The following is a 24,423-nucleotide window of genomic DNA, read 5'->3' as shown; positions in this document are numbered from 1 at the left end:
CAGGGCGCTTGGCACACTTGCCGCGCCTCCTCACCAGCGCAGCAGGCGCGGCCCCAGCACCGCCCCCAGCGCAGTCGGGATGGCCATGCCCGCCACATACCAGACAGCCAGGAAGGGCGTGGCCATTTCGGGGCAATGCAGGGCGTACACCAAGGCGCCCAGCGCACCCGCCAGCAAACCAGCGCCCGCACCCGTCCACACCAGGCGCGTGGGGGCAGCGCCCTTGAGGGCCCAAAAGCCTGCAACAAATGCCGGCACCGACAGCGCCGCGATATTGAACGGGCAGGTGCGCCAGGTGCTGCCCAGGATGAGCGGCATGCGCTCTGCGGCGGACACCTGCGACAACGCCCACAAGGCCATGGCCCACAGCACCAGCGGCGGTACGGCCAGCCACAGGGCTGCGTGGCCCAGCGCCATGCCAGGGCGGGCCATGCGGCGCAGCAGCGCCAGCCCGGCAGCAGCGAGCGCGGCGGCAAACACCAGCTTGCCCCAGAACATGGGCAGCGCCATGGTGGCCAGCAGATCTGGGCGCAGACCGAACAGGGACAGCATCAGCACCCCGGCGCCGGCAATGCCCGCCAGTGCGGCCACCACAAAGCGCTGCTCTATCGCGTTGCGCTGCACCGGCCGGTCATCGGTGGCCAGCAGGTGGATCAATTCATCGGTTTTCATGCCATTCCCCTGATCTTGGCGGCCAGGGCCTTGAGCCCCCGGTGCACGCCGACTTTGACAGCCGACTCCGACAGCCCCGTGAGGCGCGCCGTCTCGACCACCGACAAACCTTCCAATTTCACATACTCAATCGGCAGCCGTTGCTTGTCTGGCAGCGTGCGCAGCAACTGCCCCAGGTCCCGCCGGGCTTCGGCGGCCTCGCTGTCGCTGCGGGCAAACAACTCGTCGGCATCGTCCAGCGGGTCGTTGCGCCCCTCTTTGACGGCATGCGAGCGCAACCAGTCGATGAGCTTGTAGCGCGCAATCGCGTGCACCCAGGCCGTCACCGGCATCTCGGGCCGGTAGGTGTGGCGCTGGTTGTGCACCGCCAGCAGCGTCTCCTGCACCAGGTCTTCCACCTCATCGAGCCGCTGCGCGAGGCGGCGGCGCAAAAAGGCGCGCAGGTGGGCGCTCAGCTCTTTCAAAAAGCGCTGGTAGGCGGCTGCGTCGGCATCCAGCCCCTGCATCAACAAGCCGCGCAGGCGTTCTTCCACACTCTCCATGGTGTCTCCCTGCAAGAAATTCGTATGCCGGAGCCATTGGGTTACAGGCATCGCAAAAAAATGTTTCGCCATGCCGCTCCGAAATTTTTCGTACAGCGCTGTAACCCGCAAGTTGCGCTGCGCGAATTACAACGCAGATCGGGCAGTTCAACGCGGCCTCTCGCTGCACCCCGATCGGATTCAACCCTGACCCAACCCTCGGAGAACCGTACCATGACCACTCGCACCCTCAGCCTCGGCGCCCTTGCCCTTGTAGCCCTGACCTCTGGCGCCGCCATGGCCCAAACCACCTCCGCCCCCATGGACGGCGCCAAACCCGCCATGGAGAAGTGCTACGGCGTCTCGATGGCTGGCAAGAACGACTGCGCCGCCGGCCCCGGCACCACCTGTGCGGGCTCCGCCAAGGTGGACTACCAGGGCAACGCCTGGAAGTTTGTGCCCGCAGGCACCTGCGCCACCATCAAGACGCCCAAGGGCATGGGCTCGCTCACCCCCATCAAGGCCTGACCGATGGCCCTGTGCCCTCTCACCGCTGGCCTGGGCCTCAAGCCCCAGCACTATGACGAGGCGCTGCACTGCACCGCCACGGGTCTGTGGTGGGAGGTGCACCCCGAAAACTATCTGGCCGAGGGTGGCCCCCGCCTGGCCTGGCTGGAGGCCATCCGCGCGCGCCACCCCGTGGCGCTGCACGGCGTATCGCTGTCGCTTGCTGCCGATACTCCGCCCGACGCGGCACACCTGGCGCGACTGGCAGCCCTTGCAAGGCGGGTGGAGCCAGTCATCATCTCGGAGCACTTGGCATGGTCCAAGTGGCGCGGGCAGTACCTGCCCGACCTGCTGCCGTTTCCGCGCACGCAGGCCGCCTTGCACCGCATCGTAGACAACATCGCCCGAACGCAGGATGCGCTGCAGCGCCCCATCGCCATCGAGAACCCCACGCACTACCTGCACATCGACGGCCACGACTGGCTTGAGACCGAATTTCTGACCGAGCTGGTGCAGCGGACTGGCTGCGCCCTGCTGCTGGACGTGAACAACGTGTACGTCAGTGCCAACAACCTGGGCTTTGACGCGCAGACCTACCTCAACGCCTTTCCCCTGCACGCCGTGGCCGAAATCCACCTGGCGGGCCACCATGCCGACCCGGTGCATGGCGATGCCCTGCTGATCGACAGCCACGACGCGTCCATCGCCCCGGCGGTGTGGGCGCTGTACGGGCAGGTGATCGCGCGCACAGGCCCCATGCCCACCCTCATCGAACGCGACGACAATCTGCCCGCCTTCAGCGAACTGCTGGCCGAGCGCGACAAGGCCCACAACGCGCTCACAGCGGCGCAGCCCGAGGAGGCAGCATGCAGCTGAGCGCATTCCAGGACGGCTTCTCTGCCGCGTTGCTAGGCCATGCCGAGCACTCACCGTGGCTGTCTGCGCTGGAATCCCAGCCCGGCTTTGCCGTGTACCGCAACACCGTGCTCAAGGGCTGCATTGATGCCCTGCAGGCCAGCTACCCCACGGTGTGCCAGCTGGTGGGCGAAGAATGGTTTCGCGCCGCCGCCGCGGTGTATGCCCGCGCGCAGCCGCCAGCTGACGGACTGCTGATGGACTACGGCGCGGAGTTTGCTGACTTTCTGGCCGGTTTTGCACCAGCGGCCGAGCTGCCTTATCTGCCGGCCGTGGCGCGCCTGGACCGCGGCTGGACCGAATGCCATCTGGCGGCAGACGCCACCGCTGTGGACCGCAACTGGCTGGCACAGCAGGCGCCCGATACATTGCCCCTGGTGCAACTGCGCCCCCACCCCGCCGCACGCTGGGCCTGGTGCGACGAGCATCCCGCCTACGCGTTGTGGCAGAGCCACCGCGAAGGTCTGCTCCCCACAGAGCCGCTGGACTGGACCGGCGATGGGGCCTTGCTCACCCGGCCCCACGCGCCCGTGACGTGGCGCCCACTGTCGCGCGCCGGAGTGGCCTTTTTGGACGCCTGCGCCCAAGGCCAGACGCTGGAGGCCGCCGCCACTTCAGCCCTTGCGGCCGAGCCCACAGCAGACTTTGCGGCCCTGATGGGCACCTTGCTGGACGCAGGCGCATTGATACCCACTGACTCACACCAATTCACACCGAGGCCAAGGAGCCCCTGATGACCACCAGCACACATTTCCCCACTGCACCCGCCAAAGGCCAGCGCAAGCTGTTGGCGCGCCTGGCCGAAGCAGCCACCTCGCTCACCCCGCACAGCCTGCTGGCGATGGTCAACCGCGTGGCAATTGCAGGCATCTTCTGGCTTTCAGCGCGCACCAAAGTCGAGGGGTGGTTCACCATCTCCGACAGCGCCTATGCGCTGTTCCGCGACGAGTACAAGCTGCCCCTGCTGCCACCCGAGCTGGCGGCGCAGATGGCCACCGTGGCAGAGCATCTGTTCCCTGTTCTTCTGGTGCTGGGCCTGCTCACTCGCCTGTCGGCCCTGGCCTTGCTGGGCATGACGCTGGTCATCCAGGTGTTCGTGTACCCCGATGCCTGGCCCACGCACCTGTCATGGGCGGGGCTGATGCTGTACCTGGTGGGGCGCGGCGCAGGCAACGTGTCACTGGACCGGGCACTCGGAATTCGTTGAGGCGCCTGTCTTTTTTAAACTGCCGCTGTTTGCACCCAGCGCACGATGTCCGCAGCCCCCAGCGCGCCCGAAACGCGCGCGACCTCGCGCCCCTGCTGGAACAAAATCATGGTCGGAATGCTGCGGATCGCATAGCGCGCCGCGATGGCCTGGTGGTCTTCGGTGTTGAGCTTGGCCAGGCGCACACGCGGCTCCAGCTCGCGGGCGGCCTGCGCAAAGGCCGGGGCCATCTGGCGGCAAGGCCCGCACCAGGGCGCCCAGAAGTCCACCAGCACGGGGATGTGGCTGCGCACCACATGCTTGTCAAAACTGGTGGCATCCAGCTCCAGCGGCGCCCCCGCGAAAAGGCGCTGATGGCACTTTCCGCAATCGGGCGCGTTGCCCAGGTCGGCGCGCTGCACGCGGTTGGTGGTGTGGCAATGGGGGCAGACGATGTGCAGGGCTTCGGTCATGGTGCGGCAATCGGTGTGAGCAAAAAGCGGGCCTCTTAGAACCTGTTCAAGATCTTTTCGGGGATCGCAACAGGTTCTTACACATGGCGGCACAAGCCGGGCGTTTCAAGAGCGGGCCTAGCAGTCCTGAGGTCTTGATGTTGCACCCCGTCGCACACCTTGCGCGCGTTTACCAGCGCTGAAACACCCTTTCACCCGGGTCAGCTTCACCGCGTCTGATAAGGTTTCGCCCATGCAGCTGCTCCCCCTACTGACAACTGCCCATGCGCTTTTTCTGGACTTTGACGGCACGCTCACCGAGCTGGCGCCGCGCCCCGAGGCGGTGCGCATCGCTTCCGGGCTGGTCCCCACGCTGTCATCGCTGTACACCCACTTGGACGGCGCGCTGGCCATCGTGACCGGGCGGCCCGAGGCCGACATCGACGGATTTCTGGCCCCGCTGCACCTGCCGCTGGCCAGCGAGCATGGTGCCCAATACCGACTGACCGACACATCCCACCCTGCCGTTCTGCCGCCAGACCTGGAGAAGGTTCTACGGGCTGCGTACGACCTGGCGGCACACTATCCGGGGTTGCTGGTAGAGCCCAAGCGCGCGGGCGTGGCCCTGCACTACCGCCAGGCCCCCCACCTGGAAGGGTTGTGCCACGACACCCTCTTGCGCGCCATGCAGCAGGTGGAGGGTGTGGAACTGCTGCGCGGCAAATGTGTCTTTGAAGTGAAGCCCCGGGGCGTCCACAAAGGCCAGGCCATTCTCGATTTCATGACACAGGCCCCCTTTGCCGGGCGCACCCCAGTCTTTGTGGGAGATGACGTCACCGATGAGGCTGGCTTTGCCGCCGTTCAGGCACTGGGCGGCTGGGGCATCAAGGTGGGCGAAGGGCCGACCATGGCACAACACCGCTGCATGACATCCGCCGCCTTGCGCGGCTGGCTGTCTTCTGCACGCACGACCTTGGAGCGCGAACGATGAACACGGCAGCCAACGATCCCCAAGCGGGCTCACTCAACCTCGGGATGATCGGCAACTGCGCCATCAGCGCACTGATCGACAACCACGCCCGCATGGTGTGGTGCTGCCTGCCCCGTTTTGATGGCGACCCGGTGTTCAACGCCCTGCTGCAGCCCGGCGACGAAGGCAGCCACTTCGCGATCGAACTGGAAGACCTGGCATCGGCCCACCAGTGGTACGAGCCGAACACCGCCATCCTGCGCACGCAGCTGTTTGACAAGGCGGGCCACGGCATCGAGATCACCGATTTTGCGCCGCGCTTTTACAGCCGCTCGCGCTACTTTCGCCCCATGACGCTGGTGCGCCGGGTGCGCCCCATCCAGGGTGCGCCGCGCATCCGTGTGGCGCTCAAGGTGCGCTACGACTGGGGCCAGACTACCCCCGAAATCACACGCGGCAGCAACCACATCCGCTACGTGGGCGAGAGCATGACGCTGCGCCTGTCCACCGATGCGCCGGTGTCGCATGTGCTGTCGGGCCAGGCATTTGTGCTCACACGCGAACACAACTTTCTGCTGGGGGCGGACGAGACGCTGGTGGAGGGCATCGCCGACACCGCGCGCCTGTTTGAGCAGGAGACCACCTCCTACTGGCGCAGCTGGACCCGCGCTCTGGCCGTGCCGCTGGAGTGGCAGGAGGCCGTGATCCGCGCGGCCATCACGCTCAAGCTTTCGCTGTACGAAGACACCGGCGCCATCGTGGCCGCCATGACCACCAGCATCCCCGAGTCCGCCCACAGCGGCCGCAACTGGGACTACCGCTACTGCTGGCTGCGCGATGCGTTCTTCGTGGTGCGCGCGCTCAACAGCATCTCCGAAGTGGGCACCATGGAGGACTACCTGCGCTGGCTCAGCAACGTGGTGGTGGAAGGCGGCGATGGCCACATCCAGCCGCTGTACGGTATTGGCCTGGAGCAAGAACTGCCCGAGAGCCTTGTGCCGCAGCTGGCGGGGTATCGGGGCATGGGCCCGGTGCGCGTGGGCAACCAGGCGGCCGAGCATTTTCAGCACGATGTGTACGGCAACATCGTGCTGGGCGCAGCCCAGGCGTTCCACGACCACCGCCTGCTGCACCGCGCGGGCCTGGCCGAGTTCACGCGGCTGGAACAGGTGGGCGAGAACGCGGTGCGCGTGTATGGCCAGCCCGATGCCGGCATGTGGGAGCTGCGCACGCGCGCCAGGGTGCACACCTCGTCCGCGCTGATGAGCTGGGCAGCCTGCGACCGGCTGGCCAAGATCGCCGCCACCCTGCAGCTGGCCGACCGTACCAGCCACTGGCAGCAGCATGCCGACCGCATGCGCGCCGAGATCCTCGACAAATCCTGGTGCGAAGCGCGCCACGCGTTCGCCGAGAGTTTTGGCGGCCATGAACTCGACGCGAGCGTGCTGCTGATGGCCGAGGTGGGCCTGATCGACCCCAAGGACCCACGCTTTGTGAGCACCGTGGAGGCCATGGAAAAGAGCCTGTGCGATGGCCCCTACATGCGCCGCTACGAGGCGGCCGACGACTTCGGCAAGCCCGAGACGGCCTTCAACATCTGCACCTTCTGGCGCATCGACGCGCTGGCGCGCATTGGCCGCAAGGCCGAGGCCCGCGCCATCTTCGAGACCATGCTGGCCGCCCGCAATCCGCTGGGCCTGCTGTCCGAAGACACGCATCCCGAGACCCAGGAAATGTGGGGCAACTTTCCGCAGACCTACTCCATGGTGGGCGTCATCAACGCCGCCGTGCGCCTGTCGGCCCCCTGGGACAGCGTCATTTGAGGCACTGTCCGACAGCGGCCCGGGGCGATCCACAACGATGATGAACCCATGAGCCGTCTTGTTGTCATCTCCAACCGCCTTGCAGACCCCCGAAAACCCGCCGCCGGCGGCCTGGCTGTCGCCCTGGGCGAAGCCCTGAACCAGACCGGGGGCCTCTGGTTCGGCTGGAGCGGCACCGTGGTCGAAGGCGGCACACCCGGCGAGGGCGAACTGCACACCCGGCAGGCAGGTGCCGTCACCCTGGCCACCGTGGATCTGTGCCGCGAAGACCACGACAGCTACTACCACGGCTACAGCAACAGCGTGCTGTGGCCGGTGTTCCATTACCGCCTGGACCTGGCCGACTTCAACGCCAGCTACATCGCGGGCTACCGCCGCGTGAACCAGATGTTTGCGCGCAAGCTGCTGCCGCTGCTGCGCGACGACGACGTGATCTGGGTGCACGACTACCACCTGATCCCGCTGGCGGCCGAGCTGCGGGCCATGGGCTGCAAGCAGCGCATCGGGTTCTTTCTGCACATTCCCATGCCGCCGCCGCTCATCATGGCGGCCATCCCGCAGCATGAGTGGCTGATGCGCTCGCTGTTTGCCTACGACCTGGTGGGTCTGCAGAGCGAGGCCGACGTGTCGCATTTCACGCGCTATGTGCGCAACGAAGGCAGCGCGGAAGAGGTGGACGAAAAGCGCGTGCGCGCCTTTGGAGCCACCGTGGTGGTGCAGTCCTTTCCCATCGGCATCGACGTGGACGAATTCACACGCCTCACGCACGCGCCCGACGCGGTGGAAACCTACGAGAACATGCGCGACGAGTATTCACGCAGGCGCCTGCTGCTGGGCATTGACCGGCTCGACTACTCCAAGGGCATTCCGCAACGTGTGCGGGCCTTTCGCGAACTGCTGGACCGCTACCCGGAAAACCGCGACAGCGCCACGCTCATCATGATCGCCTCGCCCACGCGCGACGACGTCAACGCCTATGCCGACCTGCGCCAGGAGCTGGAAGGTCTGTGTGGCGCTGTCAACGGCGACTACGGCGAACTGGACTGGATGCCCGTGCGCTACATCCACCGCATGGTGGCCCGCAAGCGGGTTCCGGGCCTGTGCCGCGCCGCCGCCGTGGGGCTGGTCACGCCACTGCGCGACGGCATGAACCTGGTGGCCAAGGAGTACGTGGTGGCGCAAGACCCGGACGACCCGGGCGTGCTGGTGTTGTCACGCTTTGCCGGTGCGGCCGAGCAGCTGAAAGAAGCGCTGCTGGTGAACCCCTACGACACCCAAGGCATGGCCGACAGCATCCAGCAGGCATTGCAGATGCCGCTGGTGGAGCGGCAGGCGCGCCATCAAAAGCTGATGGCCCGTATACGCCAGCACGACGTGCACTGGTGGCGCAAGGCGTTTCTGGACGCATTGCAGGCGGCGGGGTAGCCGCCCAGCTGCGGCCCGTTACAACAGCTTGGTGATCAGGCTGACCACGAAGCTCAGCAGCAGCGTGGACGCCAGCGGCACATCCCAGTCGCGCCCCAGCCAGCGAAACCGGAAGTCCCCCGGCAGGCGCCCAAAGCCCAGGCGGCGCAGCAGCGGCGACAGCCAGCTGATGAACATCAGGGCCAGGAGAATGACGAGGAGCCAGCGGAACATGGTGCGCCGAGTGTAGGCGCCACCGCATTCGGCTACGCCGTGGCCCGGTCGACCCGGTCAGCCAGCAGGGCCAGCGCCTGGGCATGCAACTGCGGCGTGGCAGCCGCCACCACGCGCCCATCCGATGCCACCGTGAGCGCGCGGCCCTGCCAGTCGGTAATGCGCCCGCCCGCGCCCTCCACAAGGCAGACCAGCGAGAGGTAGTCGTACGGCTGCAGCCCCGCCTCCACCACCAGGTCCACATGCCCGCCCGCCAGTTGGGCATAGGCATAGCAGTCGCCGCCAAACCGCCGCAGCGCGCACTGGCGGCTCAGCGCATCAAAACACTGCCAGTCGGCCGCACCAAAGGCATCCGGCGATGTGGTGTAGATGCGGGCCTGCGCCAGTTGTTCACACCCGCTGGCCCGCACAGGCTGGCCATTGCACTGCGTCAGCTGGCCTGCCAGCCCCGTCCAGCGCTCACCCAGCACCGGCAAATCCATGAGCCCCAGCACGGGCTGGCCCTGGTGCAGCAGGGCCACCAGCGTGCCCCACAGCGGCGATCCGGTGATGAAGCTCTTGGTGCCGTCGATGGGGTCGATCACCCACACGTACTCGGCGTCCAGCCGCTCGCGGCCATGCTCCTCGCCCAGGATGCCGTGTGTGGGCGCCTGCGCCTGCAGCGCCGCGCGCATCGCGGCCTCGGCCTCGCGGTCGGCAATGGTGACCGGGCTCTCGTCCGATTTGGTCAGCACATCCAGCGGGGTGCGGAAGTACCGCAGCGAGTGGACACGGGCCGCATCGGCCAGGGCGTGCGCCAGGGCCAGAAGGGGGGAAACAGGGGTTGGCAAAGTAGTCATTGGAATGGTCAAGGGAAGAGGTGCGGGCAGTGGTTGGGCAATCAGGAAGGACCTGCCGCTCGGCATGAACGGGTTGGCATATTTAGTGCTTGTGTATTTTCGTGCAAAAACAATAATTTGCACAAGTGCAATAAAACGCACAAATTTGGTGAACAAATCCCCTGACCTGCGGTGACCCCGCACTGTTTTTTGGCAACGCACCGTTCTGGAGAAATTCATGCGCACACGCTCCTCCCTCTTTGCCGCCCTGCGCCTGCTGCCCGTGCTGGGCGCCTTGGCCTGCGGGCTGACCGCCGCCCAGGCGGGCACCGTCACGGCCTACACCGCGCTCGAAGAAGACGAGATCAAGGAATACCTGGCCGCCGCCAAAAAGGACTTGCCCGATGTGGATGTCAAAGTGCTGCGCCTGTCCACCGGCGACTTGGGTGCGCGCATCCTGGCCGAAGCTGCCAACCCGCAGCACGACGTGATCTGGGGCTGGGCGCTGACCAATACGCTGGACCCGCGCATCACCGCCCTGCTGGAGCCCTATAGCCCCAAGGGCAGCGACAAGCTGGCTGCCAAGGACAAGGCCGCCGACGGAAAATGGTTCACCACCACCGGCTACATGGCCGCGTTCTGCGTGAACACCGAGGTGCTCAAGGCCAAGAAGCTGCCCATGCCCACGTCGTGGAAGGACCTCACCAACCCCGTCTACAAAGGCGAGGTCGTCATGCCCAACCCGGTGTCCTCGGGCACAGGCTACCTGCAGATTGCCGCGCTGATCCAGTCGCGCGGCAATGACGAGGGCTGGAAGCTCATCAAGGCCATGGACGGCAACGTGGCGCAGTACATCAAGTCGGGCTCGCGCCCCTGCAAGGCCGCGCGGGCGGGTGAGTTTGCAATTGGCACCTCGCTGGCGTTCGCGGCCATGCAGTCGGTGGACGAGGGCTACCCGGTCAAGATGGTGATCCCCACCGATGGCGCGGGCTATGAGCTGGAAGCCTCGGGCCTGATGGCCAGCTCCAAGAACAAGGCCGACGCCAAGCGCTTTCTGGACTGGACGCTGTCGCCCGGCGCGGCGCAGCTCTACACCAAGTACAAGGAAATCGTCACCGTGCCCGGCGTGCCGCAATCCAAAGCGGCTGCAGCGGCAGGCCTGCCCGCCGACCTCTCCAAGGTGCTCTACCCCATGGACTTTGCCAAGTCTGCCAAGGAACGCGACGCCATCCTGAGCGCTTGGCAAAAGACCATCGGCCGCTGAACCGCTGTACCGAACCGCTGCACTGAACCGTACTCCCCGAGGACCAAACACCATGTCCCTGCAGATCACCGACCTGCACAAGAGCTTTGACGGCCAGGTCGCGCTCGAACGCATCCACCTCGCGGTGGGCGCCTCGGAGTTCGTGTGCCTGCTGGGCCCCAGCGGCTGCGGCAAGACCACGCTGCTGCGCATCATCGCGGGGCTGCTGCCTGCCGATGGCGGCCGCATCACCCTGGGCGGGCGCGACCTGGCCACGCTGCCTGCACGCGACCGGGGCTTTGGCATCGTGTTCCAGTCGTACTCGCTGTTCCCGCACATGACGGTGGCGCAGAACGTGGGCTACGGCCTGGCCATCCGCCGCACACCGCGCGATGTGGTGCAGGCGCGCACGGCCGAGCTGCTGGACATGGTGAAGCTGGCAGACTTTGGCGGGCGCTACCCGGCGCAACTGTCGGGCGGCCAGCAGCAGCGCGTGGCCATTGCGCGGGCACTGGCGGTGAACCCTTCGCTGCTGCTGCTCGACGAACCCCTGTCGGCCCTGGACGCCCGCGTGCGCGCCGACCTGCGCCATGAGCTGCGCGAGGTGCAGCGCCGCCTGGGCATTCCCACCATCATGGTCACGCACGACCAGGAAGAAGCCCTGGCCATGGCCGACCGCATTGTCTGCATGCAGGGCGGGCGCATTGCACAGGCGGGCTCGCCGCGCGAGCTGTACCTGGCGCCGCGCACCCGCTTTGTGGCCAACTTCATGGGGCACAGCAACCTGCTGCCGCCCGCCCAGGCCCGGCTGCTGCAGCCCGCCTTGGGCGGGCCCCCCGAAGGCATGGCGCCCGAATCGGCCCTGCTGTGCATCCGCCCCGAGCGGCTGCAACTGCAAGCCAGCGCGCTGGGCGCGGGCCGCGTCACCGGCACCACCTTCCTGGGCAGCATCCAGCGGGTGCAGCTGCGCTGGAACGACCTGGACCTGCTGGCCGAATCCAGCAGCGCCAGCAACTGGGAGACTGGCCAGAACGTAGACATCTCGGTGGGCGCGCAGGACTGTGCCTGGGTGCACGCATGAGCATCGCCGCCCCCTCAACCCAAACACCCCACCTGCCGCCCATGCATGCCAGCGAGCGCTGGCTGCTGCGCGCCTGCCTGCTGCTGCCGCTGGCCGCGCTGGTGCTGTTCTTTGGCGTGCCCATGCTGGCCATTGCCTGGCGCAGCCTGGTGCAGGACACGGGCGGCATCGGCTGGGGCAACTACGCCGCGCTGCTCGACACCCCCGGCGTGTGGCGTGCCCTGGCCAACAGCCTGCTGCTGGGCGCGGTGACCACGGCCGTCACGCTGGTACTCGCCTTTGTGGTGGCGTTTGGCCTGGAGCGCACCTGCATGCCGGGCCGCCGCTTTGTGGCCGGGGCGCTGGCCCTGCCCATGCTGGCGCCCTCGCTGGTGCTGGGGCTGGGCCTGATCTTCCTGCTGGGGCGCAACGGCATCGTGGGCAAGATGCTGGGCGTGCGGCCCGAGATCTATGGTTTTTGGGGCCTGTTGATTGCAGACGTGCTCTACGCACTGCCGCAGGCCGTGCTCATCGTGCGCACCGCGCTGCGCCAGGGCGATGCCCGGCAGTACGACGCCGCCGAAGTGTTGGGCGCCACCCCGTGGCGACAGTTTTGCGACATCACGCTGCCGCAGGCCCGCTACGGACTTCTGAGCGCGGGGTTTGTGGTGTTCACCATCACCATCACCGACTTTGGCAACGCCGTGGTCATTGGCGGCAATTTTGCCGTGCTGGCCACCGAGATCTACAACCAGGTCAGCGGGCAGATGAAATTTGGCATGGGCGCGGTGGTGGGCATGCTGCTGCTGGCGCCCGCCGCGTTATCGGTGTTCATCGAACGCATGGCCGCACAGCGTGCCGGGGCAGGTGCCGAATCGGCCCTGCCGCCCACACCCGCACGCAGCCCGGGGCGCGACACCGCGTTTTTCATCGCCTGCATGGGCATTGCGGGCAGCATCGTGGCCCTGGTGCTCACGGTGGTGGTGGCCAGCTTCATTCGGCTGTGGCCCTACCGGCTGGACCTCACACTCAAGCACTACGACATCACCATTGCAGGGGGCTATGCGCCGCTGTGGACCTCCGTCTGGGTGTCGGCCCTGGCCGCCAGCGTGGGCACAGCGATGCTGTTTGTGCTGTGCTTTGGCATACGCCGCCTGCCGGGGCGGCTGGCGCAGGCGGCCACAGCGCTATCGGCCTTGCCGGTGGGCGTGCCCGGGCTGGTGCTGGGGCTGGCCTATGTGTTCACCTTCAACACCGCCACCTGGCCCTGGGGCATGCTGTATGGCACGGCCATCTTGCTGGCGCTGTGCAACTACTACCACTACCACACGCAGGGCTTTATGACCATGATGACCGGCATGCGCAACGTGCCCACCACGCTGGAAGACGCCACCACCGTGCTGGGCGGCAGCACCGCCCGCGTGCTGCGCGATGTGTACCTGCCCGCGCTGCTGCCTACGCTGCTGGCGGTGCTGGCGTTTCTGTTCATGCGGTCCATGGTCACGCTGTCGGCGGTGATCTTCCTCATCACGCCCTCGCTGCCCATGGGGGCGGTGACGGTGATGCGGCTGGATGAAGCAGGGCTGACCTCGCAGGCCGCAGCGTTCTCTACCTGCATCATGGCGGTGGTGGGGTCGCTGGCGTTGCTGCTGCACTTTGGCACGCAGCGCCGAAAACCTGGTTCCAAGCCCGCCTAACATCGCCACCATGCTGCAAGAAGAACGTTTCCTCCGCATCCGCACCCTGCTGTCCACGCTCTCGCGGGTGAGCACGGAGCGCATTGCGCAAGACCTGGACGTGTCCCGCGAAACCGTGCGCCGCGACATCCTCGCGTTGGAGTCGCAGGGCATTCTGCGGCGCGTGCACGGCGGCGTGGTGGCCCAGGGGCCGGAGCCCGAACCCCCGCTGGCCGTGCGCCAGACGGTGCGTGCGCGCGAAAAGCGCGCCATCGCCCGCGCCGCCCTGCAGCTGCTGCAGCCGGGGCAAACGCTGTTCATTGATGCGGGCAGCACCACCACCCTGCTGGCCGAAGCGTTGTCGAGCCTGTCGGGCCTGACCATCATTACCAACGGGCTGAACGTGGCGCTCAAGCTGGCGGCAGCCGACGCCGGGCGCAGCGCACGCAACGACGTGATCCTGCTCGGTGGCCGCACCGACCCTGCCGTGCAGGCCACGCACGGCGACACCACCGTGGCCGAAATCCACCGCTACCGCGCCGATGTGGCCCTGCTCTCGCCCGTGGGCATCAGCGTGCACAGCGGCGCCACCAGCTTTGAACACCACGAGGCCGCCGTGGCCCGCGCCATGGCCGCGCAGGCCAAAGAGCTGATCCTGCTGGCCGACCACAGCAAGGTGGGGCAAGCCAGCCGCGTGACCTATGCCAGCCTGGCCGACGTGGGCACGCTGGTCACCGACGCAGGCGCCCGCGCCCTGCCCGCCTTCTCGGCACTGCAGGCAGCGGGCTGCCACATCGTGGTGGCCTGATCAATTCAAAAGGGGCAGAGCACACCATGGCCTACCAGCACACCATTGGCGGCGAGCGCTGGCAGTTCAGCGACTTGCGGGAGGTGATGGCCAAGGCCACGCCGCTGCGCTCGGGCGACGCCCTGGCAGGCGTGGCAGCCACATCGGCTGTGGAGCGCATGGCCGCGCGCCTGAGCCTGGCCGACATTCCCCTGTCGCGCTTTCTGAGCGAGGCGCTCATCCCCTACGAAAGCGACGAGGTCACGCGCCTCATCCTCGACACCCACAACGCCGCCGCGTTCGCCCCGATCGCCCACCTCACGGTGGGCGACTTCCGCAACTGGCTGCTGGCCCACGGCACCGACAGCGCCATGCTCGCCGCCGTGGCACCCGGCATCACGCCCGAGATGGCGGCGGCCGTGAGCAAGTTGATGCGCAATCAGGACTTGATCGCCGTGGCGCGCAAGTGCCGCGTGGTCACGCGGTTTCGCAACACCATCGGCCTGCCGGGCCACCTGGCCGTGCGGCTGCAGCCCAACCACCCTACGGACGACCTGCGCGGCATTGCGGCGTCGATGATCGACGGCCTGCTGTACGGCACGGGCGACGCGGTGATTGGCGTGAACCCCGCCACCGACAGCATCGCCGCCCTGACCGGACTGGTGCACATGCTGGGCGATGTGATCGAGCGGCTGCAGATCCCCACCCAGTCGTGTGTGCTCACGCATGTGACCAACACGATCCAGATGGTGGAACAAGGCGCGCCGGTGGACCTGGTCTTCCAGTCGATTGCAGGCACCGAGGCGGCCAACGCAAGCTTTGGCATTTCACTCGCACTGCTGAAGGAAGCGCGCGAGGCGGCACTGTCGCTGCGGCGTGGAAAAAACTTTGGCGATGGAGTGGGCGACAACGTGATGTACTTTGAAACTGGCCAGGGCAGCGCCCTGTCGGCCAACGCGCACCATGGCGTGGACCAGCAGACCTGCGAGGCACGGGCGTATGGCGTGGCCCGCGCATTTGCGCCGCTGCTGACCAACACGGTGGTCGGCTTCATCGGCCCGGAATACCTGTACGACGGCAAGCAGATCATCCGCGCGGGCCTGGAAGACCACTTCTGCGGCAAGCTGCTGGGCGTGCCGCTGGGCTGCGATGTCTGCTACACCAACCACGCCGAGGCCGACTCGGACGACATGGACACGCTGATGACGCTGCTGGGCACGGCCGGCCTGACCTTCATCATGGGCGTGCCGGGGGCGGACGACATCATGCTCAACTACCAGAGCACCTCGTTCCACGACGCGCTGTATCTGCGCGAGGTGCTGGGCCTGCAGTGCGCACCCGAGTTTGGCGCCTGGCTGCAGCGCATGCACATCACCGATGCAGGCGGACGCCTGCTGCCTGCCAGCGATCAACACCCGGCGCTGGCACAGATGCGGCAATGGAGGCTGGGCGCATGACACACGAACCAGCGCCACACGGCATCCCTCCCGACCCGTGGGACGACCTGCGCGCCCACACCCAGGCGCGCCTGGCCCTGGGGCGTGCGGGCGCAGCCCTGCCCACGGCCGAGCTGCTGCGTTTTGGCCTGGCCCATGCGCAGGCGCGCGATGCCGTGCACATCCCGCTGGACGCCGAAGCGCTGGCCACCCAGCTGCAGGCCCAGGGCTGCGCAACGCTCCCCGTGCACAGCGCCGCCCCCGACCGCGCCACCTACCTGCTGCGCCCCGACCTGGGCCGCCGCCTGTGCGATGCCGATGCGCAGGCGCTGCGGGAGTCCTCTGCAAACGGAACCACTCCCATCGACCTGCTGCTGGTCGTGGCCGATGGCCTCTCGTCCCTGGCCGTGACGCGGCAGGCGCCACCGCTCATCGACGCGATTCGCCAACAGGCGCCCGCAGGCTGGCAGCTGGGCCCCGTGGTGATTGCAAAGCAGGCCCGCGTGGCGCTGGGTGACGAGGTGGGCGCACTGCTGGGCGCGCGCCTAGTGGCGGTGCTGATCGGCGAGCGGCCGGGCCTCAGCTCGCCCGACAGCCTCGGCATCTACCTCACCTGGCACCCGCAGGTGGGGCGCCACGATGCGCAGCGCAACTGCATCTCCAATGTGCGGCCCGAGGGCCTGCCCCCGGCCGCCGCCGCTGCACGCCTGTGGTGGCTGTGCCAGGAGGCGCGGCAACTGGGGCTGACGGGGGTGGGGCTGAAGGACCGCAGCGATGGGATGACGCTGGTGGCGGGGAGCTCCCACAAGATCTCCGACCGTTCAGGCTGAACCGGTCGAAGCCAAGGCAACTTCAAGCAAAATTCGGCTCTAGCGCTTGCCCACCAAGCGCCTGCAGCTATCTTTCTCGAAGCACACGAATACCTGGATCACAACCGGTGCGACCGGTCCCCGTGCGCAAACCCCACGGGTTCCCAAGGCTCGCCTGCCCCCACGGCCAGCACCTTGAACAGCTCGCCCATCTCGTGTTCCATGATCAATTTGGCCGCTGTCGCCCGTCCCGCTTGTGGCAGCAGCTCCATTTTGGGGAGCAAACCACAGTTGATGAGGAAATGCGCCTGCGTGGTGTAACCCAGCACGTTCAGGCCCGCCTCTTGCGCGGCCAGCGCCATGGCGGTGAAGTTGACGTGCGCGGTGATGTCTTTGAGCCCCACCGCCACCAGCGGGTCGCCATCGGCCAGGTGGCCCTGGTGGCACATCACGGTGCCCATGTGGCGCTGGGGGTGGTAGTACTCGTCTTCGCCAAACCCATAGTCCAGCAAGAAGGCTGCGCCGCACGTGAGCCGGTCGGCCAGCATGCGCATGAAGCCTTCGCCCTGGGCGTGGATCTCGGTCAGGTAATCCTGCGGGCCTTCGATGTCGATGGGCGGGCGCAGGTCGGTGGGGCGGTCGGCCCAGGCAAAACTGCCGTCCTGAGCTACCGCCACGCCGCGCTGATGCCACACACCGCCCTGCTGGCCGCCGTGGCGCGCCAGCAGTTGCACAGGCATGGCGTCCAGTACCTCGTTGCCCACCACCACGCCGCTGAATTTCTCGGGCAGTGCATCCACCCAGCGCAGCTTGTGGGCGTGGGCTACCAGCTTGGCCTGCTGGCGTGCGCGCAGGCTGCCCGACAGATCAACGATGTTGTAGCGCTGCACCTGATCGCCCAGCGCATCCAGCAACTGCAGCGCCAGCGCGCCCGAGCCTGCGCCGAACTCCCAGACCTCGTCGGTGCCGGTGTGCGCCAGGGCTTCGCCCACCTGCACGGCCAGCGTCTGGCCGAACAGTGGGGTCATCTCGGGCGCTGTCACAAAGTCGCTGCCCGACTCGGGCATGGCGCCGAACTTGGTGGAATCGTTGGCGTAGTAGCCCAGGCCGGGCGTGTACAAGGCCAAGGCCATGAAGCGGTCAAAACCCAGCCATCCGCCCTCGGCGGCAATGGCCTGGGTGATGTGCTGGTGCAGGGCGGTCGTTAAACTGTCGGGTCTTTGGGTCACGGCCCGCATTGTCTCCCAGCCCACATGCCTACTCCCTCCCACCCACGCACCGTTCTGGTCACAGGCGCCGCCAAGCGCCTGGGCCGCAGCATTGCGCTGGCTCTGGCGGCGGGTGGCTGGCAGGTGGCGGTGCACTACCGATCGTCCGAGCAGGACGCTATCGATACGGTAGCTGCTTGCGCACAACTGACAAGCGCTAGCGCCCATTTTGATGCTGATTTTGAGGATGAGGCCGCCGTGCGCGGCTTGTTGCCCCGCGTGGTGGCGCACTTTGGCCGTGTCGATGCGGTGGTCAACAGCGCCTCGTTGTTCGAGCATGACAATGCCGCCACCTTTGGTTTTGCCGCGCTCGAAAAGCACCTGCGCAGCAACACCGCCGCCCCCGTGCTGCTGGCCCAGGCGCTGCACCAGCACGTGGCCGACCGCGCGGCCCAGGGCGAGGCCGACGCGCAGGGCGCCGTGGTCAACCTGCTGGACCAGAAGCTCTGGAACCAGAACCCCGATTTTGTGAGCTACACGCTCTCCAAGGCTGCACTCGAAGCTGCGGGCACCATGCTGGCCATCGCCCTGGCGCCGCGCGTGCGCGTGGTGGGCGTGGCACCGGGCCTCACGCTGACCAGCCACATGCTCAGCGACGAAAAGTTTGCCCAGTTGCACTCCCTCAGCCCCCTGGGCCGCTCGTCCACCGCCGAGGACGTGGCGAGTGCGGTGAAGTTTGCGCTGGAGAACCGGTCGATGACCGGCACCACGCTGCTGGTCGACGGTGGCCAGCATCTGATGAAGTTTGACCGCGATTTCTCTTTGATGTGAGCGCCCGCTCACTCCAGGACCTATTCATGACCACCGCTGCAGGCACCCAGATCCTCACGCTCACCGGTTTGCGCTTTGACGCCAACCTGGGCATCCTCGACCACGAAAAGACCGACCCCCAGCCCATCCAGGTCGATGCCGAACTGAGCCTGGGCGTGCAGCCGCTGGCCCCGCGCGACGACGACATCGGCCATGTGCTGGACTACCGCCGTGTGCGCCAGATCATCATCGACGAGTGCACGGCCGAGCATGTGAACCTGCTGGAGAGCCTGATCGGCAAGCTGGCCAACCGCCTGATGCAACTGCCCGGCGTGCTGGGCGTGCGGGTGAAGATTGCCAAACTCGAAATTTTTGACGACTGCGAAGTGGCCATTCGCGTCGAGACAGGACAGTGGTGACCCCATGAGCGCAGTATTGAACGAAGCCCCCACATCCAACCCCGGCTCCGCCCAATCCACTGGCTGGACGGAGGAAAGCACCGAAGCCACCAGCGGCGCCGCCCGCATGAAGATCGAGCGCGAAACCCACAAGCTGGAAAAGCGCCTGTGCCGCGAGGTCGGCAAGGCCATCGTCGACTTCAACATGATCGAAGAAGGCGACAAGGTGATGGTGTGCATGTCCGGCGGCAAGGACAGCTATGCGCTGCTCGACATCCTGCTCAAGCTCAAGGCCCGCGCCCCCATCCACTTTGACCTGGTGGCGGTGAACCTGGACCAGAAGCAGCCGGGCTTCCCCGAGCATGTGCTGCCCGAATACCTGGCCAGCACCGGCGTGCCCTTCCATATCGAGAACGAAGACACCTACAGCATCGTCAAGAAGCTGATCCCCGAGGGCAAGACCACCTGCAGCCTGTGCAGCCGCCTGCGCCGGGGCATTCTGTACCGCGTGGCCGATGAGCTGGGCTGCACCAAGATCGCGCTGGGCCACCACCGCGACGACATCCTGCAGACGCTGCTGCTCAACATGTTCTTTGGCGGCAAGATGAAGAGCATGCCCCCCAAGCTGGTCAGCGACGACGGCAAGCATGTGGTGATCCGCCCGCTGGCCTACGTGGCCGAGAAGGACACCACCCGCTGGGCTGCGCACCGCAACTTCCCCATCATCCCGTGCAACCTGTGCGGCAGCCAGGAGAACCTGCAGCGCAAGCAGGTGGGCGAGATGCTGCGCGAATGGGAAAAGCGCTTCCCCGGCCGCGTGGAGAACATGTTCAACGCCTTGCAGAACGTGGTGCCGTCGCACCTGCTGGACGGCAGCCTGTACGACTTCAAGAACGCGAAGGCCACGGGCATCGCCAGCGAAGACGGCGACAAGGCGTTTGACAAGGAAGAGTTTGTGGCGCCCTCGCCCACGCTGCCCGGCGTGCAGGTGGTGCAACTGTCGTGAACCCTGGCAAGCTGGGGCACTCTCATGGAGACTTCTTTTTCTGGAGCGTCTGACCATGACAACGCAACGCCGATGGATTCCCCTTCTTGTACTGGGCTTGGCAACCGCCTTGCTCGCGGGCTGCAGCACCACCCGCGTGGTCGACGGGCAAGTACAGAGCTTCTCAACCCTGGCGGCCGCGCCTGCACCTGCCACCTACCGCATCGAACGCCTGCCTTCGCAGCAAACCCCATCGTTTGACGCCATCGCCGCACTGGCAGAACAGTCCCTGGCACGCGCCGGCCTGCAACGCGACGATGCCGCGCCCCGCCTGCGGGTGCAACTGGGCGTGCAGGCTGACACGGTGCCGCGCAACGATCCTTTCAGCCCCTACGGGCCCTACGGTGCGTATGGCCCCGGCCCTTGGGGCGTGGGTGGCTGGTATGGCCGAGGCTGGGGCGTGCATGGCATGTGGCGCTTTGGTGAGCCCACGCCCCTGCACCGCCGCGCTGTCAGCATCGTGATGCGCGATGCCAACACCCAGGCGGTGGTGTACGAAACCTCGGCCGTGCACGAAGATGTGTGGGTGAGCGACCCGGCCGTCTATGGTGTGCTGTTTGACGCCGCACTCGATGGCTTTCCAATGCCACCCCAGGGCCCTCGACAGGTGCGCCTGCCCCTGGCGCAAAAATGAAACATTCCCCTGAGCGGCTGCGAGCTACATCCAACGCCATCGAAAACTGACATGCACGCCACCCGCATCATTGCCATCCGCCACGGCGAAACCGCCTGGAACGTGGACACCCGCATCCAGGGCCACCTGGATATTCCGCTCAACAACACCGGGCTGTGGCAGGCCGATCAGGTCGCCCAGGCACTGGTGGGTGAACCGATTGCCGCCATCTACACCAGCGACCTGCAGCGCGCGCACGCCACGGCCCAGGCCGTGGCCCGCACCACGGGCGCGCCTTTGGTGGCCGATCCCGGCCTGCGCGAACGTAGTTTTGGCCACTTTCAGGGCCGCACGTTTGCCGAGATCGAGGCCGAGCTGCCCGAAGACGCGCTGCGCTGGCGCAAGCGCGATCCGCACTACACCCCCGAAGGTGGCGAGTCGCTCGTCGCGCTGCGCGAGCGCATCGAACACACCGTGACCGTCCTGGCGCAGCAGCATGTGGGCGAGCAGGTGGTGATGGTGGCGCACGGTGGCGTGCTCGATGTGTTGTACCGCCTGGCCACGCGCCAGGACATCCAGGCGCCGCGCACCTGGCAACTGTCCAACGCCGCCATCAACCGCCTGCTGTGGACGCCCGACGGCCTCACCCTCGTCGGCTGGGCAGACACCCAACACCTTGACCAGATCGTCCTGCGCGATGAAAACCACGCCTGAATTGCAATCCACCATCGGCCAGCGGGTGGACGCTATCGACACCCCCGCCCTGGTGGTGGACCTGGACGCCATGGACCGCAACATCCAGCGCATGGCCGACTTTGCGCGCAAGCACCAGGTGCGCTGGCGCCCCCACGCCAAGCTGCACAAGAGTGCAGAAATCGCGCTGCTGCAGCAACGCGCGGGCGCCCAGGGTGTGTGCGTGCAGAAGGTGGCCGAGGCGGAGGCGCTGGCCGCCGGTGGGGTCGATGACATCACCATCACCAACCAGGTCATCGCCATGCCCAAGCTGCACCGCGTGGCGCGGCTGGCCGCCCAGCTGGCGGCGCGTGGCGGGCGCCTGGGCGTGGCCGTGGACCACATCAACGGCATTGAGCGCCTGGCCGAAGCCATGGCGCAATCTGGCAGCGATGCGGGCATCGACGTGCTGGTGGAGATCGACGTGGGCCAGGGCCGCTGCGGCGTGCCACCGGGCGAAGCCGCCGTGCCACTGGCGCTGGCCGTGTCGCGCAGCCCCCGCCTGCGTTTCGCGGGCCTGCAGGCCTACCATGGCCGCGCGCAGCACTTGGCCAGCAGCGTGGGTCGGCGCGAGACCATCGCCGCCGTGGTGCGCGCGGCGGATCACACGCGCCAGCTCATCGAAGCCGCCGGGCTGCCCGTGCCGCTGGTCACCGGATCAGGCACCGGCACCCTGGTGCACGAGGCTGCCAGCGGCGTGTTTGGCGAGCTGCAGGCGGGCTCTTTCTTGTTCATGGATGCCGACTACGCCCGCAACGAGCGTGAACCGGCACAACCCGCGTTTGAACACGCGCTGTACGTCAAGACCCAGGTGGTGTCGGTGCGCGACACCCACGCCGTGTGCGACGCAGGCCACAAGAGCCACGCCATCGACTCTGGTCTGCCCACCGTGGCCCTGCTGCCGGCCGACCGCACCCTGCGTTACGCCAACGGTGGTGATGAACACGGCCTGCTGTATGCCGACGCGCCCGACGCCCGCTTGCCCAGCCTGGGACACATGCTCTGGCTCATCCCTGGCCATTGCGACCCCACGGTCAATCTGCATGACTTTTTGATCGGCGTGCGCGGCGGTTTGGCGACGGGTACTGTGGAGCGCATCATCAGGGTTGATGCCAGAGGCGCGCTGACCTGATTGCGGCAAGAATCGGCGGACATTTTGGTGTCCCCCATGAGCCCCAGCCAGATCATTGTCCTTGCGACCCCCGTCTTCTTTTTGCTGATCGCCATCGAACTGGCGGTGGGCTACAGAAGGCAGCGCAACACCTACCGCCTGGCCGATGCCGTCAGCAGCATCAGTCTGGGCATGCTGAGCCAGACCAGCGCAGTGTTCACCCGGCTGCTGCGCATCGGCATCTACACGGCCCTGTTCGAGCACGTGGCGCTGTGGCGCAACGATGCATTCTGGACCAGCCTGCCCGGCTGGCTGCTGGCACTGGTGTTCTACGACCTGTGCTACTACTGGCTGCACCGCATGGGGCATGAATCGGCCGTGTTGTGGGCCGCGCACGCGGTGCACCACCAGAGCCAGGATTACAACCTCTCCACCGCGCTGCGCCAGACCAGCTCGGGCGCGCTGCTGGGCTGGATCTTTTATGTGCCCATGGCACTGGCGGGCGTGCCGCCGCTGGTGTTTGGCGTGGTGGCGCTCATCGATCTGCTTTACCAGTTCTGGGTGCACACCGAGCAGGTGGGCAAGCTCGGCTGGTTTGACCGCTGGTTTTGCAGCCCCAGCAACCACCGGGTGCACCACGCGGTGAACGACGCTTATCTGGACAAGAACTATGGCGGCATCCTGATCCTGTGGGACCGGGTCTTTGGCACCTTCAAGGACGAAGACGACCAGGAGAAGTGTGTGTACGGCACGCGCGGCCTGCTGAACAGCTGGGACCCGCTCTGGGCCAACGCGCAGGTTTACGCCGGGCTGGCACATGACAGCTGGCACGCGCGCAGCTGGCTCGACAAGCTCAAGGTCTGGGTCAAGCCTCCGGGCTGGCGGCCTGCCGATGTGGCAGAGCGCTTTCCCAAGCCCGCCTTCAGCATGGCACAGATGCAGCTGTACCACCCGCCGATGTCGCGCGCCGCGCAGTGGTTTGCGCTGGTGCAGTTCGCGCTGCTGCTGGCGGGCGTGGCGGCTTTTCTCTGGCAGGCAGATGCGGCGCCGCTGGCGCGCAACGCCATCTGGTTTGCGGTGCTGCTGACGGTGCAATGGTCGCTGGGCGCAGTGATGCAGGGACGTATCACCGCGCTGATGGCGCTGATGCTGCAAAGCGGCGCGCTGGCCACCGCCACCAGCGCGATGGGGTTCATGGAATGGCATTGGCTGTTCAAGCCGCTGACGATGGTTTTTGCTCTTGTTTTGGTAGCTGCCAGCGCTTATTCGCCAAGCGCTAGAGGCCAATTTAACCCAAAGACCCTGCCTCTCCTCGCGGCCGCGCTGGCCGGATCGCTGGCCGGGGATGTGTTCCTCATGTTCCAGGGCTTCTTCATCCCGGGCCTGGTGAGTTTTCTGGTGGCGCATCTGTTCTATGTGGCGCTGTTCAAAAGCGGGCAGGCGTGGTTTCCGCACCGGGGCGCGCTGGCCGCCACACTGGGCATTGGCGTGGCCATGTACGCCTTTCTGTGGGCGGGTGGCCTGCCACCTGCACTGCGCGCGCCGGTGGCGGCCTATGTGCTGGTGATCGCGCTGATGGCGGCCCAGGCCATCGGCCGGGCGACGGTGTTGCGCGATGCGCCGTCGCTGCTCGTAGCGGTCGGCGCCGGGTTTTTCATGCTCAGCGACTCGCTGCTGGCCACCAACCGGTTTGTGATGCCGCTGCCGATGGCGCAGGTCTGGGTGCTGGCCACGTACTATGCGGCGCAGGCGCTGATCGTCAGTGGATGGCTGGCCAGCAAGGCCTCGGTGCCTGCCACCGCAGTGCAGCGAACGGGCGTGACCGGAGAAGAGGGCCGCACGCACATGGCTAGGGACAGGGCTCCGAACATCGCCCCAGGGACGGCTTCACGCTCCTCCTGAGCACCTGTGTGTTCTGTGCGATGGTTTTTTAGCCAAAATTGCCGCCAGCGCTTCAGCATCAAGCGCAAATAGCTATTTATTTGATAGCAAA

General features: G+C 66.7%; 26 protein-coding genes. 20 read left to right on the top strand and 6 right to left on the bottom strand.

Annotation, left to right across the window (positions count from 1 at the left end; all coding sequences use genetic code 11):
• Positions 1-30: 30 nt before the first annotated feature.
• Both KW832_RS01235 and KW832_RS01230 read right to left on the bottom strand, forming a co-directional pair.
• Positions 31-672, bottom strand: a complete 642-nt coding sequence (locus KW832_RS01235; protein WP_121422194.1) for an NrsF family protein — start codon at positions 670-672, stop codon at positions 31-33.
• Positions 669-1,214, bottom strand: a complete 546-nt coding sequence (locus KW832_RS01230) for a sigma-70 family RNA polymerase sigma factor (RefSeq protein WP_218298913.1) — start codon at positions 1,212-1,214, stop codon at positions 669-671. Before KW832_RS01230 ends, KW832_RS01235 begins: the two co-directional genes overlap by 4 nt.
• Before the next feature lie 213 nt (positions 1,215-1,427).
• On the opposite strand from KW832_RS01230, the gene KW832_RS01225 reads away from it, so the two are divergent.
• From KW832_RS01225 to KW832_RS01210, 4 genes are read left to right on the top strand one after another with little or no spacing between them, the layout of a single operon-like run.
• Positions 1,428-1,721 (top strand): DUF2282 domain-containing protein, encoded by a 294-nt coding sequence (locus tag KW832_RS01225; RefSeq protein ID WP_121507643.1) that lies wholly within the window; start codon positions 1,428-1,430, stop codon positions 1,719-1,721.
• A gap of 3 nt (positions 1,722-1,724) precedes the next feature.
• Positions 1,725-2,576, top strand: coding sequence for a DUF692 domain-containing protein (locus tag KW832_RS01220; RefSeq protein ID WP_218298914.1), 852 nt, complete (start codon positions 1,725-1,727; stop codon positions 2,574-2,576).
• Positions 2,567-3,349 carry a DNA-binding domain-containing protein gene (locus KW832_RS01215; RefSeq protein ID WP_218298915.1) on the top strand — a complete coding sequence of 261 codons (783 nt, stop codon included), beginning with the start codon at positions 2,567-2,569 and terminating at the stop codon, positions 3,347-3,349. Before KW832_RS01220 ends, KW832_RS01215 begins: the two co-directional genes overlap by 10 nt.
• Positions 3,349-3,822, top strand: a complete 474-nt coding sequence (locus KW832_RS01210; protein ID WP_218298916.1) for a DoxX family protein — start codon at positions 3,349-3,351, stop codon at positions 3,820-3,822. The genes KW832_RS01215 and KW832_RS01210 overlap by 1 nt, the downstream gene beginning before the upstream one ends.
• 14 nt (positions 3,823-3,836) lie before the next feature.
• Here KW832_RS01210 and trxC read toward each other — a convergent pair whose 3' ends face one another.
• Positions 3,837-4,274 (bottom strand): thioredoxin TrxC, encoded by a 438-nt coding sequence (gene trxC / locus KW832_RS01205; RefSeq protein WP_218298917.1) that lies wholly within the window; start codon positions 4,272-4,274, stop codon positions 3,837-3,839.
• Between the two features lie 232 nt (positions 4,275-4,506).
• Here trxC and otsB point away from each other — a divergent pair, with 232 nt between their 5' ends.
• From otsB to otsA, 3 genes are read left to right on the top strand one after another with little or no spacing between them, the layout of a single operon-like run.
• Complete coding sequence (gene otsB / locus KW832_RS01200) at positions 4,507-5,244, top strand: trehalose-phosphatase (RefSeq protein ID WP_218298918.1); 738 nt, start codon at positions 4,507-4,509, stop codon at positions 5,242-5,244.
• A complete protein-coding gene (locus tag KW832_RS01195; protein ID WP_218298919.1) occupies positions 5,241-7,046 on the top strand; it encodes a glycoside hydrolase family 15 protein in 1,806 nt (601 codons plus the stop codon). The genes otsB and KW832_RS01195 overlap by 4 nt, the downstream gene beginning before the upstream one ends.
• A gap of 48 nt (positions 7,047-7,094) precedes the next feature.
• Positions 7,095-8,471 (top strand): alpha,alpha-trehalose-phosphate synthase (UDP-forming), encoded by a 1,377-nt coding sequence (gene otsA, locus KW832_RS01190; protein WP_121507649.1) that lies wholly within the window; start codon positions 7,095-7,097, stop codon positions 8,469-8,471.
• A gap of 18 nt (positions 8,472-8,489) precedes the next feature.
• On the opposite strand, the gene KW832_RS01185 is transcribed toward otsA, so the two are convergent.
• Positions 8,490-8,684 (bottom strand): DUF2905 domain-containing protein, encoded by a 195-nt coding sequence (locus tag KW832_RS01185; protein ID WP_121422185.1) that lies wholly within the window; start codon positions 8,682-8,684, stop codon positions 8,490-8,492.
• A gap of 32 nt (positions 8,685-8,716) precedes the next feature.
• A complete protein-coding gene (hisN, locus tag KW832_RS01180) occupies positions 8,717-9,523 on the bottom strand; it encodes a histidinol-phosphatase (RefSeq protein WP_218298920.1) in 807 nt (268 codons plus the stop codon).
• 217 nt (positions 9,524-9,740) lie between these two features.
• Between hisN and KW832_RS01175 the strand changes: the two genes are divergently transcribed.
• Genes KW832_RS01175 through eutC form a run of 6 tightly spaced genes read left to right on the top strand, consistent with a single transcriptional unit; the run spans position 9,741 to position 16,534 of the window.
• Positions 9,741-10,766, top strand: a complete 1,026-nt coding sequence (locus KW832_RS01175) for an ABC transporter substrate-binding protein (RefSeq protein WP_192420882.1) — start codon at positions 9,741-9,743, stop codon at positions 10,764-10,766.
• A gap of 52 nt (positions 10,767-10,818) precedes the next feature.
• Entirely contained in the window at positions 10,819-11,826 is a 1,008-nt protein-coding gene (locus KW832_RS01170; RefSeq protein WP_218298921.1) for an ABC transporter ATP-binding protein, read from the top strand.
• Positions 11,823-13,502 (top strand): ABC transporter permease subunit, encoded by a 1,680-nt coding sequence (locus tag KW832_RS01165; RefSeq protein ID WP_218298922.1) that lies wholly within the window; start codon positions 11,823-11,825, stop codon positions 13,500-13,502. The genes KW832_RS01170 and KW832_RS01165 overlap by 4 nt, the downstream gene beginning before the upstream one ends.
• Positions 13,503-13,512: 10 nt before the next feature.
• Positions 13,513-14,289, top strand: a complete 777-nt coding sequence (locus KW832_RS01160; RefSeq protein WP_218298923.1) for a DeoR/GlpR family DNA-binding transcription regulator — start codon at positions 13,513-13,515, stop codon at positions 14,287-14,289.
• A gap of 26 nt (positions 14,290-14,315) precedes the next feature.
• Entirely contained in the window at positions 14,316-15,725 is a 1,410-nt protein-coding gene (locus KW832_RS01155) for an ethanolamine ammonia-lyase subunit EutB (protein ID WP_218298924.1), read from the top strand.
• A complete protein-coding gene (eutC, locus tag KW832_RS01150; protein ID WP_218298925.1) occupies positions 15,722-16,534 on the top strand; it encodes an ethanolamine ammonia-lyase subunit EutC in 813 nt (270 codons plus the stop codon). Before KW832_RS01155 ends, eutC begins: the two co-directional genes overlap by 4 nt.
• 98 nt (positions 16,535-16,632) lie before the next feature.
• On the opposite strand, the gene KW832_RS01145 is transcribed toward eutC, so the two are convergent.
• Positions 16,633-17,751: a class I SAM-dependent methyltransferase gene (locus KW832_RS01145; RefSeq protein ID WP_218299098.1), complete on the bottom strand. Its 1,119-nt coding sequence runs from the start codon at positions 17,749-17,751 to the stop codon at positions 16,633-16,635.
• A 15-nt stretch (positions 17,752-17,766) separates the two neighbouring features.
• On the opposite strand from KW832_RS01145, the gene KW832_RS01140 reads away from it, so the two are divergent.
• From KW832_RS01140 to KW832_RS01110, 7 genes are read left to right on the top strand one after another with little or no spacing between them, the layout of a single operon-like run.
• On the top strand, positions 17,767-18,552 hold the full coding sequence (locus KW832_RS01140) for an SDR family oxidoreductase (RefSeq protein WP_218298926.1): 786 nt from the start codon (positions 17,767-17,769) through the stop codon (positions 18,550-18,552).
• Between the two features lie 26 nt (positions 18,553-18,578).
• A complete protein-coding gene (locus KW832_RS01135; protein ID WP_055396414.1) occupies positions 18,579-18,950 on the top strand; it encodes a dihydroneopterin aldolase in 372 nt (123 codons plus the stop codon).
• A 4-nt stretch (positions 18,951-18,954) separates the two neighbouring features.
• Entirely contained in the window at positions 18,955-19,935 is a 981-nt protein-coding gene (ttcA, locus tag KW832_RS01130) for a tRNA 2-thiocytidine(32) synthetase TtcA (RefSeq protein WP_218298927.1), read from the top strand.
• 55 nt (positions 19,936-19,990) lie between these two features.
• Positions 19,991-20,608 (top strand): DUF4136 domain-containing protein, encoded by a 618-nt coding sequence (locus tag KW832_RS01125; protein ID WP_218298928.1) that lies wholly within the window; start codon positions 19,991-19,993, stop codon positions 20,606-20,608.
• Between the two features lie 51 nt (positions 20,609-20,659).
• Entirely contained in the window at positions 20,660-21,301 is a 642-nt protein-coding gene (locus tag KW832_RS01120; protein ID WP_121507658.1) for a histidine phosphatase family protein, read from the top strand.
• A complete protein-coding gene (locus KW832_RS01115) occupies positions 21,285-22,451 on the top strand; it encodes a DSD1 family PLP-dependent enzyme (protein WP_218298929.1) in 1,167 nt (388 codons plus the stop codon). The genes KW832_RS01120 and KW832_RS01115 overlap by 17 nt, the downstream gene beginning before the upstream one ends.
• Before the next feature lie 36 nt (positions 22,452-22,487).
• On the top strand, positions 22,488-24,332 hold the full coding sequence (locus tag KW832_RS01110) for a lysoplasmalogenase family protein (RefSeq protein WP_255577450.1): 1,845 nt from the start codon (positions 22,488-22,490) through the stop codon (positions 24,330-24,332).
• Positions 24,333-24,423 lie beyond the last annotated feature (91 nt).

It is taken from the genome of Acidovorax sp. sif0632, assembly GCF_019218805.1.
In the GTDB taxonomy this organism is placed as follows: Bacteria; Pseudomonadota; Gammaproteobacteria; order Burkholderiales; family Burkholderiaceae_C; genus Acidovorax; species Acidovorax facilis.
Note: the sequence above shows the minus strand (reverse complement) of the source record. Positions and strands in the feature narration are given on the sequence as shown.

What these genes read in the sequence shown, in the direction of transcription:
- KW832_RS01115 (WP_218298929.1), top strand. Translation starts at nt 21,285, where the DNA reads ATGAAAACCACGCCTGAATTGCAATCCACCATCGGCCAGCGGGTGGAC.
- KW832_RS01110 (WP_255577450.1), top strand. Translation starts at nt 22,488, where the DNA reads ATGAGCCCCAGCCAGATCATTGTCCTTGCGACCCCCGTCTTCTTTTTG.
- KW832_RS01145 (WP_218299098.1), bottom strand. Translation starts at nt 17,751, where the DNA reads ATGCGGGCCGTGACCCAAAGACCCGACAGTTTAACGACCGCCCTGCAC.
- KW832_RS01170 (WP_218298921.1), top strand. Translation starts at nt 10,819, where the DNA reads ATGTCCCTGCAGATCACCGACCTGCACAAGAGCTTTGACGGCCAGGTC.
- KW832_RS01175 (WP_192420882.1), top strand. Translation starts at nt 9,741, where the DNA reads ATGCGCACACGCTCCTCCCTCTTTGCCGCCCTGCGCCTGCTGCCCGTG.
- KW832_RS01155 (WP_218298924.1), top strand. Translation starts at nt 14,316, where the DNA reads ATGGCCTACCAGCACACCATTGGCGGCGAGCGCTGGCAGTTCAGCGAC.
- KW832_RS01185 (WP_121422185.1), bottom strand. Translation starts at nt 8,684, where the DNA reads ATGTTCCGCTGGCTCCTCGTCATTCTCCTGGCCCTGATGTTCATCAGC.
- KW832_RS01140 (WP_218298926.1), top strand. Translation starts at nt 17,767, where the DNA reads ATGCCTACTCCCTCCCACCCACGCACCGTTCTGGTCACAGGCGCCGCC.
- eutC (WP_218298925.1), top strand. Translation starts at nt 15,722, where the DNA reads ATGACACACGAACCAGCGCCACACGGCATCCCTCCCGACCCGTGGGAC.
- KW832_RS01195 (WP_218298919.1), top strand. Translation starts at nt 5,241, where the DNA reads ATGAACACGGCAGCCAACGATCCCCAAGCGGGCTCACTCAACCTCGGG.
- KW832_RS01210 (WP_218298916.1), top strand. Translation starts at nt 3,349, where the DNA reads ATGACCACCAGCACACATTTCCCCACTGCACCCGCCAAAGGCCAGCGC.
- KW832_RS01135 (WP_055396414.1), top strand. Translation starts at nt 18,579, where the DNA reads ATGACCACCGCTGCAGGCACCCAGATCCTCACGCTCACCGGTTTGCGC.
- otsB (WP_218298918.1), top strand. Translation starts at nt 4,507, where the DNA reads ATGCAGCTGCTCCCCCTACTGACAACTGCCCATGCGCTTTTTCTGGAC.
- hisN (WP_218298920.1), bottom strand. Translation starts at nt 9,523, where the DNA reads ATGACTACTTTGCCAACCCCTGTTTCCCCCCTTCTGGCCCTGGCGCAC.
- otsA (WP_121507649.1), top strand. Translation starts at nt 7,095, where the DNA reads ATGAGCCGTCTTGTTGTCATCTCCAACCGCCTTGCAGACCCCCGAAAA.
- KW832_RS01220 (WP_218298914.1), top strand. Translation starts at nt 1,725, where the DNA reads ATGGCCCTGTGCCCTCTCACCGCTGGCCTGGGCCTCAAGCCCCAGCAC.
- KW832_RS01230 (WP_218298913.1), bottom strand. Translation starts at nt 1,214, where the DNA reads ATGGAGAGTGTGGAAGAACGCCTGCGCGGCTTGTTGATGCAGGGGCTG.
- KW832_RS01120 (WP_121507658.1), top strand. Translation starts at nt 20,660, where the DNA reads ATGCACGCCACCCGCATCATTGCCATCCGCCACGGCGAAACCGCCTGG.
- KW832_RS01160 (WP_218298923.1), top strand. Translation starts at nt 13,513, where the DNA reads ATGCTGCAAGAAGAACGTTTCCTCCGCATCCGCACCCTGCTGTCCACG.
- trxC (WP_218298917.1), bottom strand. Translation starts at nt 4,274, where the DNA reads ATGACCGAAGCCCTGCACATCGTCTGCCCCCATTGCCACACCACCAAC.
- KW832_RS01235 (WP_121422194.1), bottom strand. Translation starts at nt 672, where the DNA reads ATGAAAACCGATGAATTGATCCACCTGCTGGCCACCGATGACCGGCCG.
- KW832_RS01165 (WP_218298922.1), top strand. Translation starts at nt 11,823, where the DNA reads ATGAGCATCGCCGCCCCCTCAACCCAAACACCCCACCTGCCGCCCATG.
- ttcA (WP_218298927.1), top strand. Translation starts at nt 18,955, where the DNA reads ATGAGCGCAGTATTGAACGAAGCCCCCACATCCAACCCCGGCTCCGCC.
- KW832_RS01215 (WP_218298915.1), top strand. Translation starts at nt 2,567, where the DNA reads ATGCAGCTGAGCGCATTCCAGGACGGCTTCTCTGCCGCGTTGCTAGGC.
- KW832_RS01225 (WP_121507643.1), top strand. Translation starts at nt 1,428, where the DNA reads ATGACCACTCGCACCCTCAGCCTCGGCGCCCTTGCCCTTGTAGCCCTG.
- KW832_RS01125 (WP_218298928.1), top strand. Translation starts at nt 19,991, where the DNA reads ATGACAACGCAACGCCGATGGATTCCCCTTCTTGTACTGGGCTTGGCA.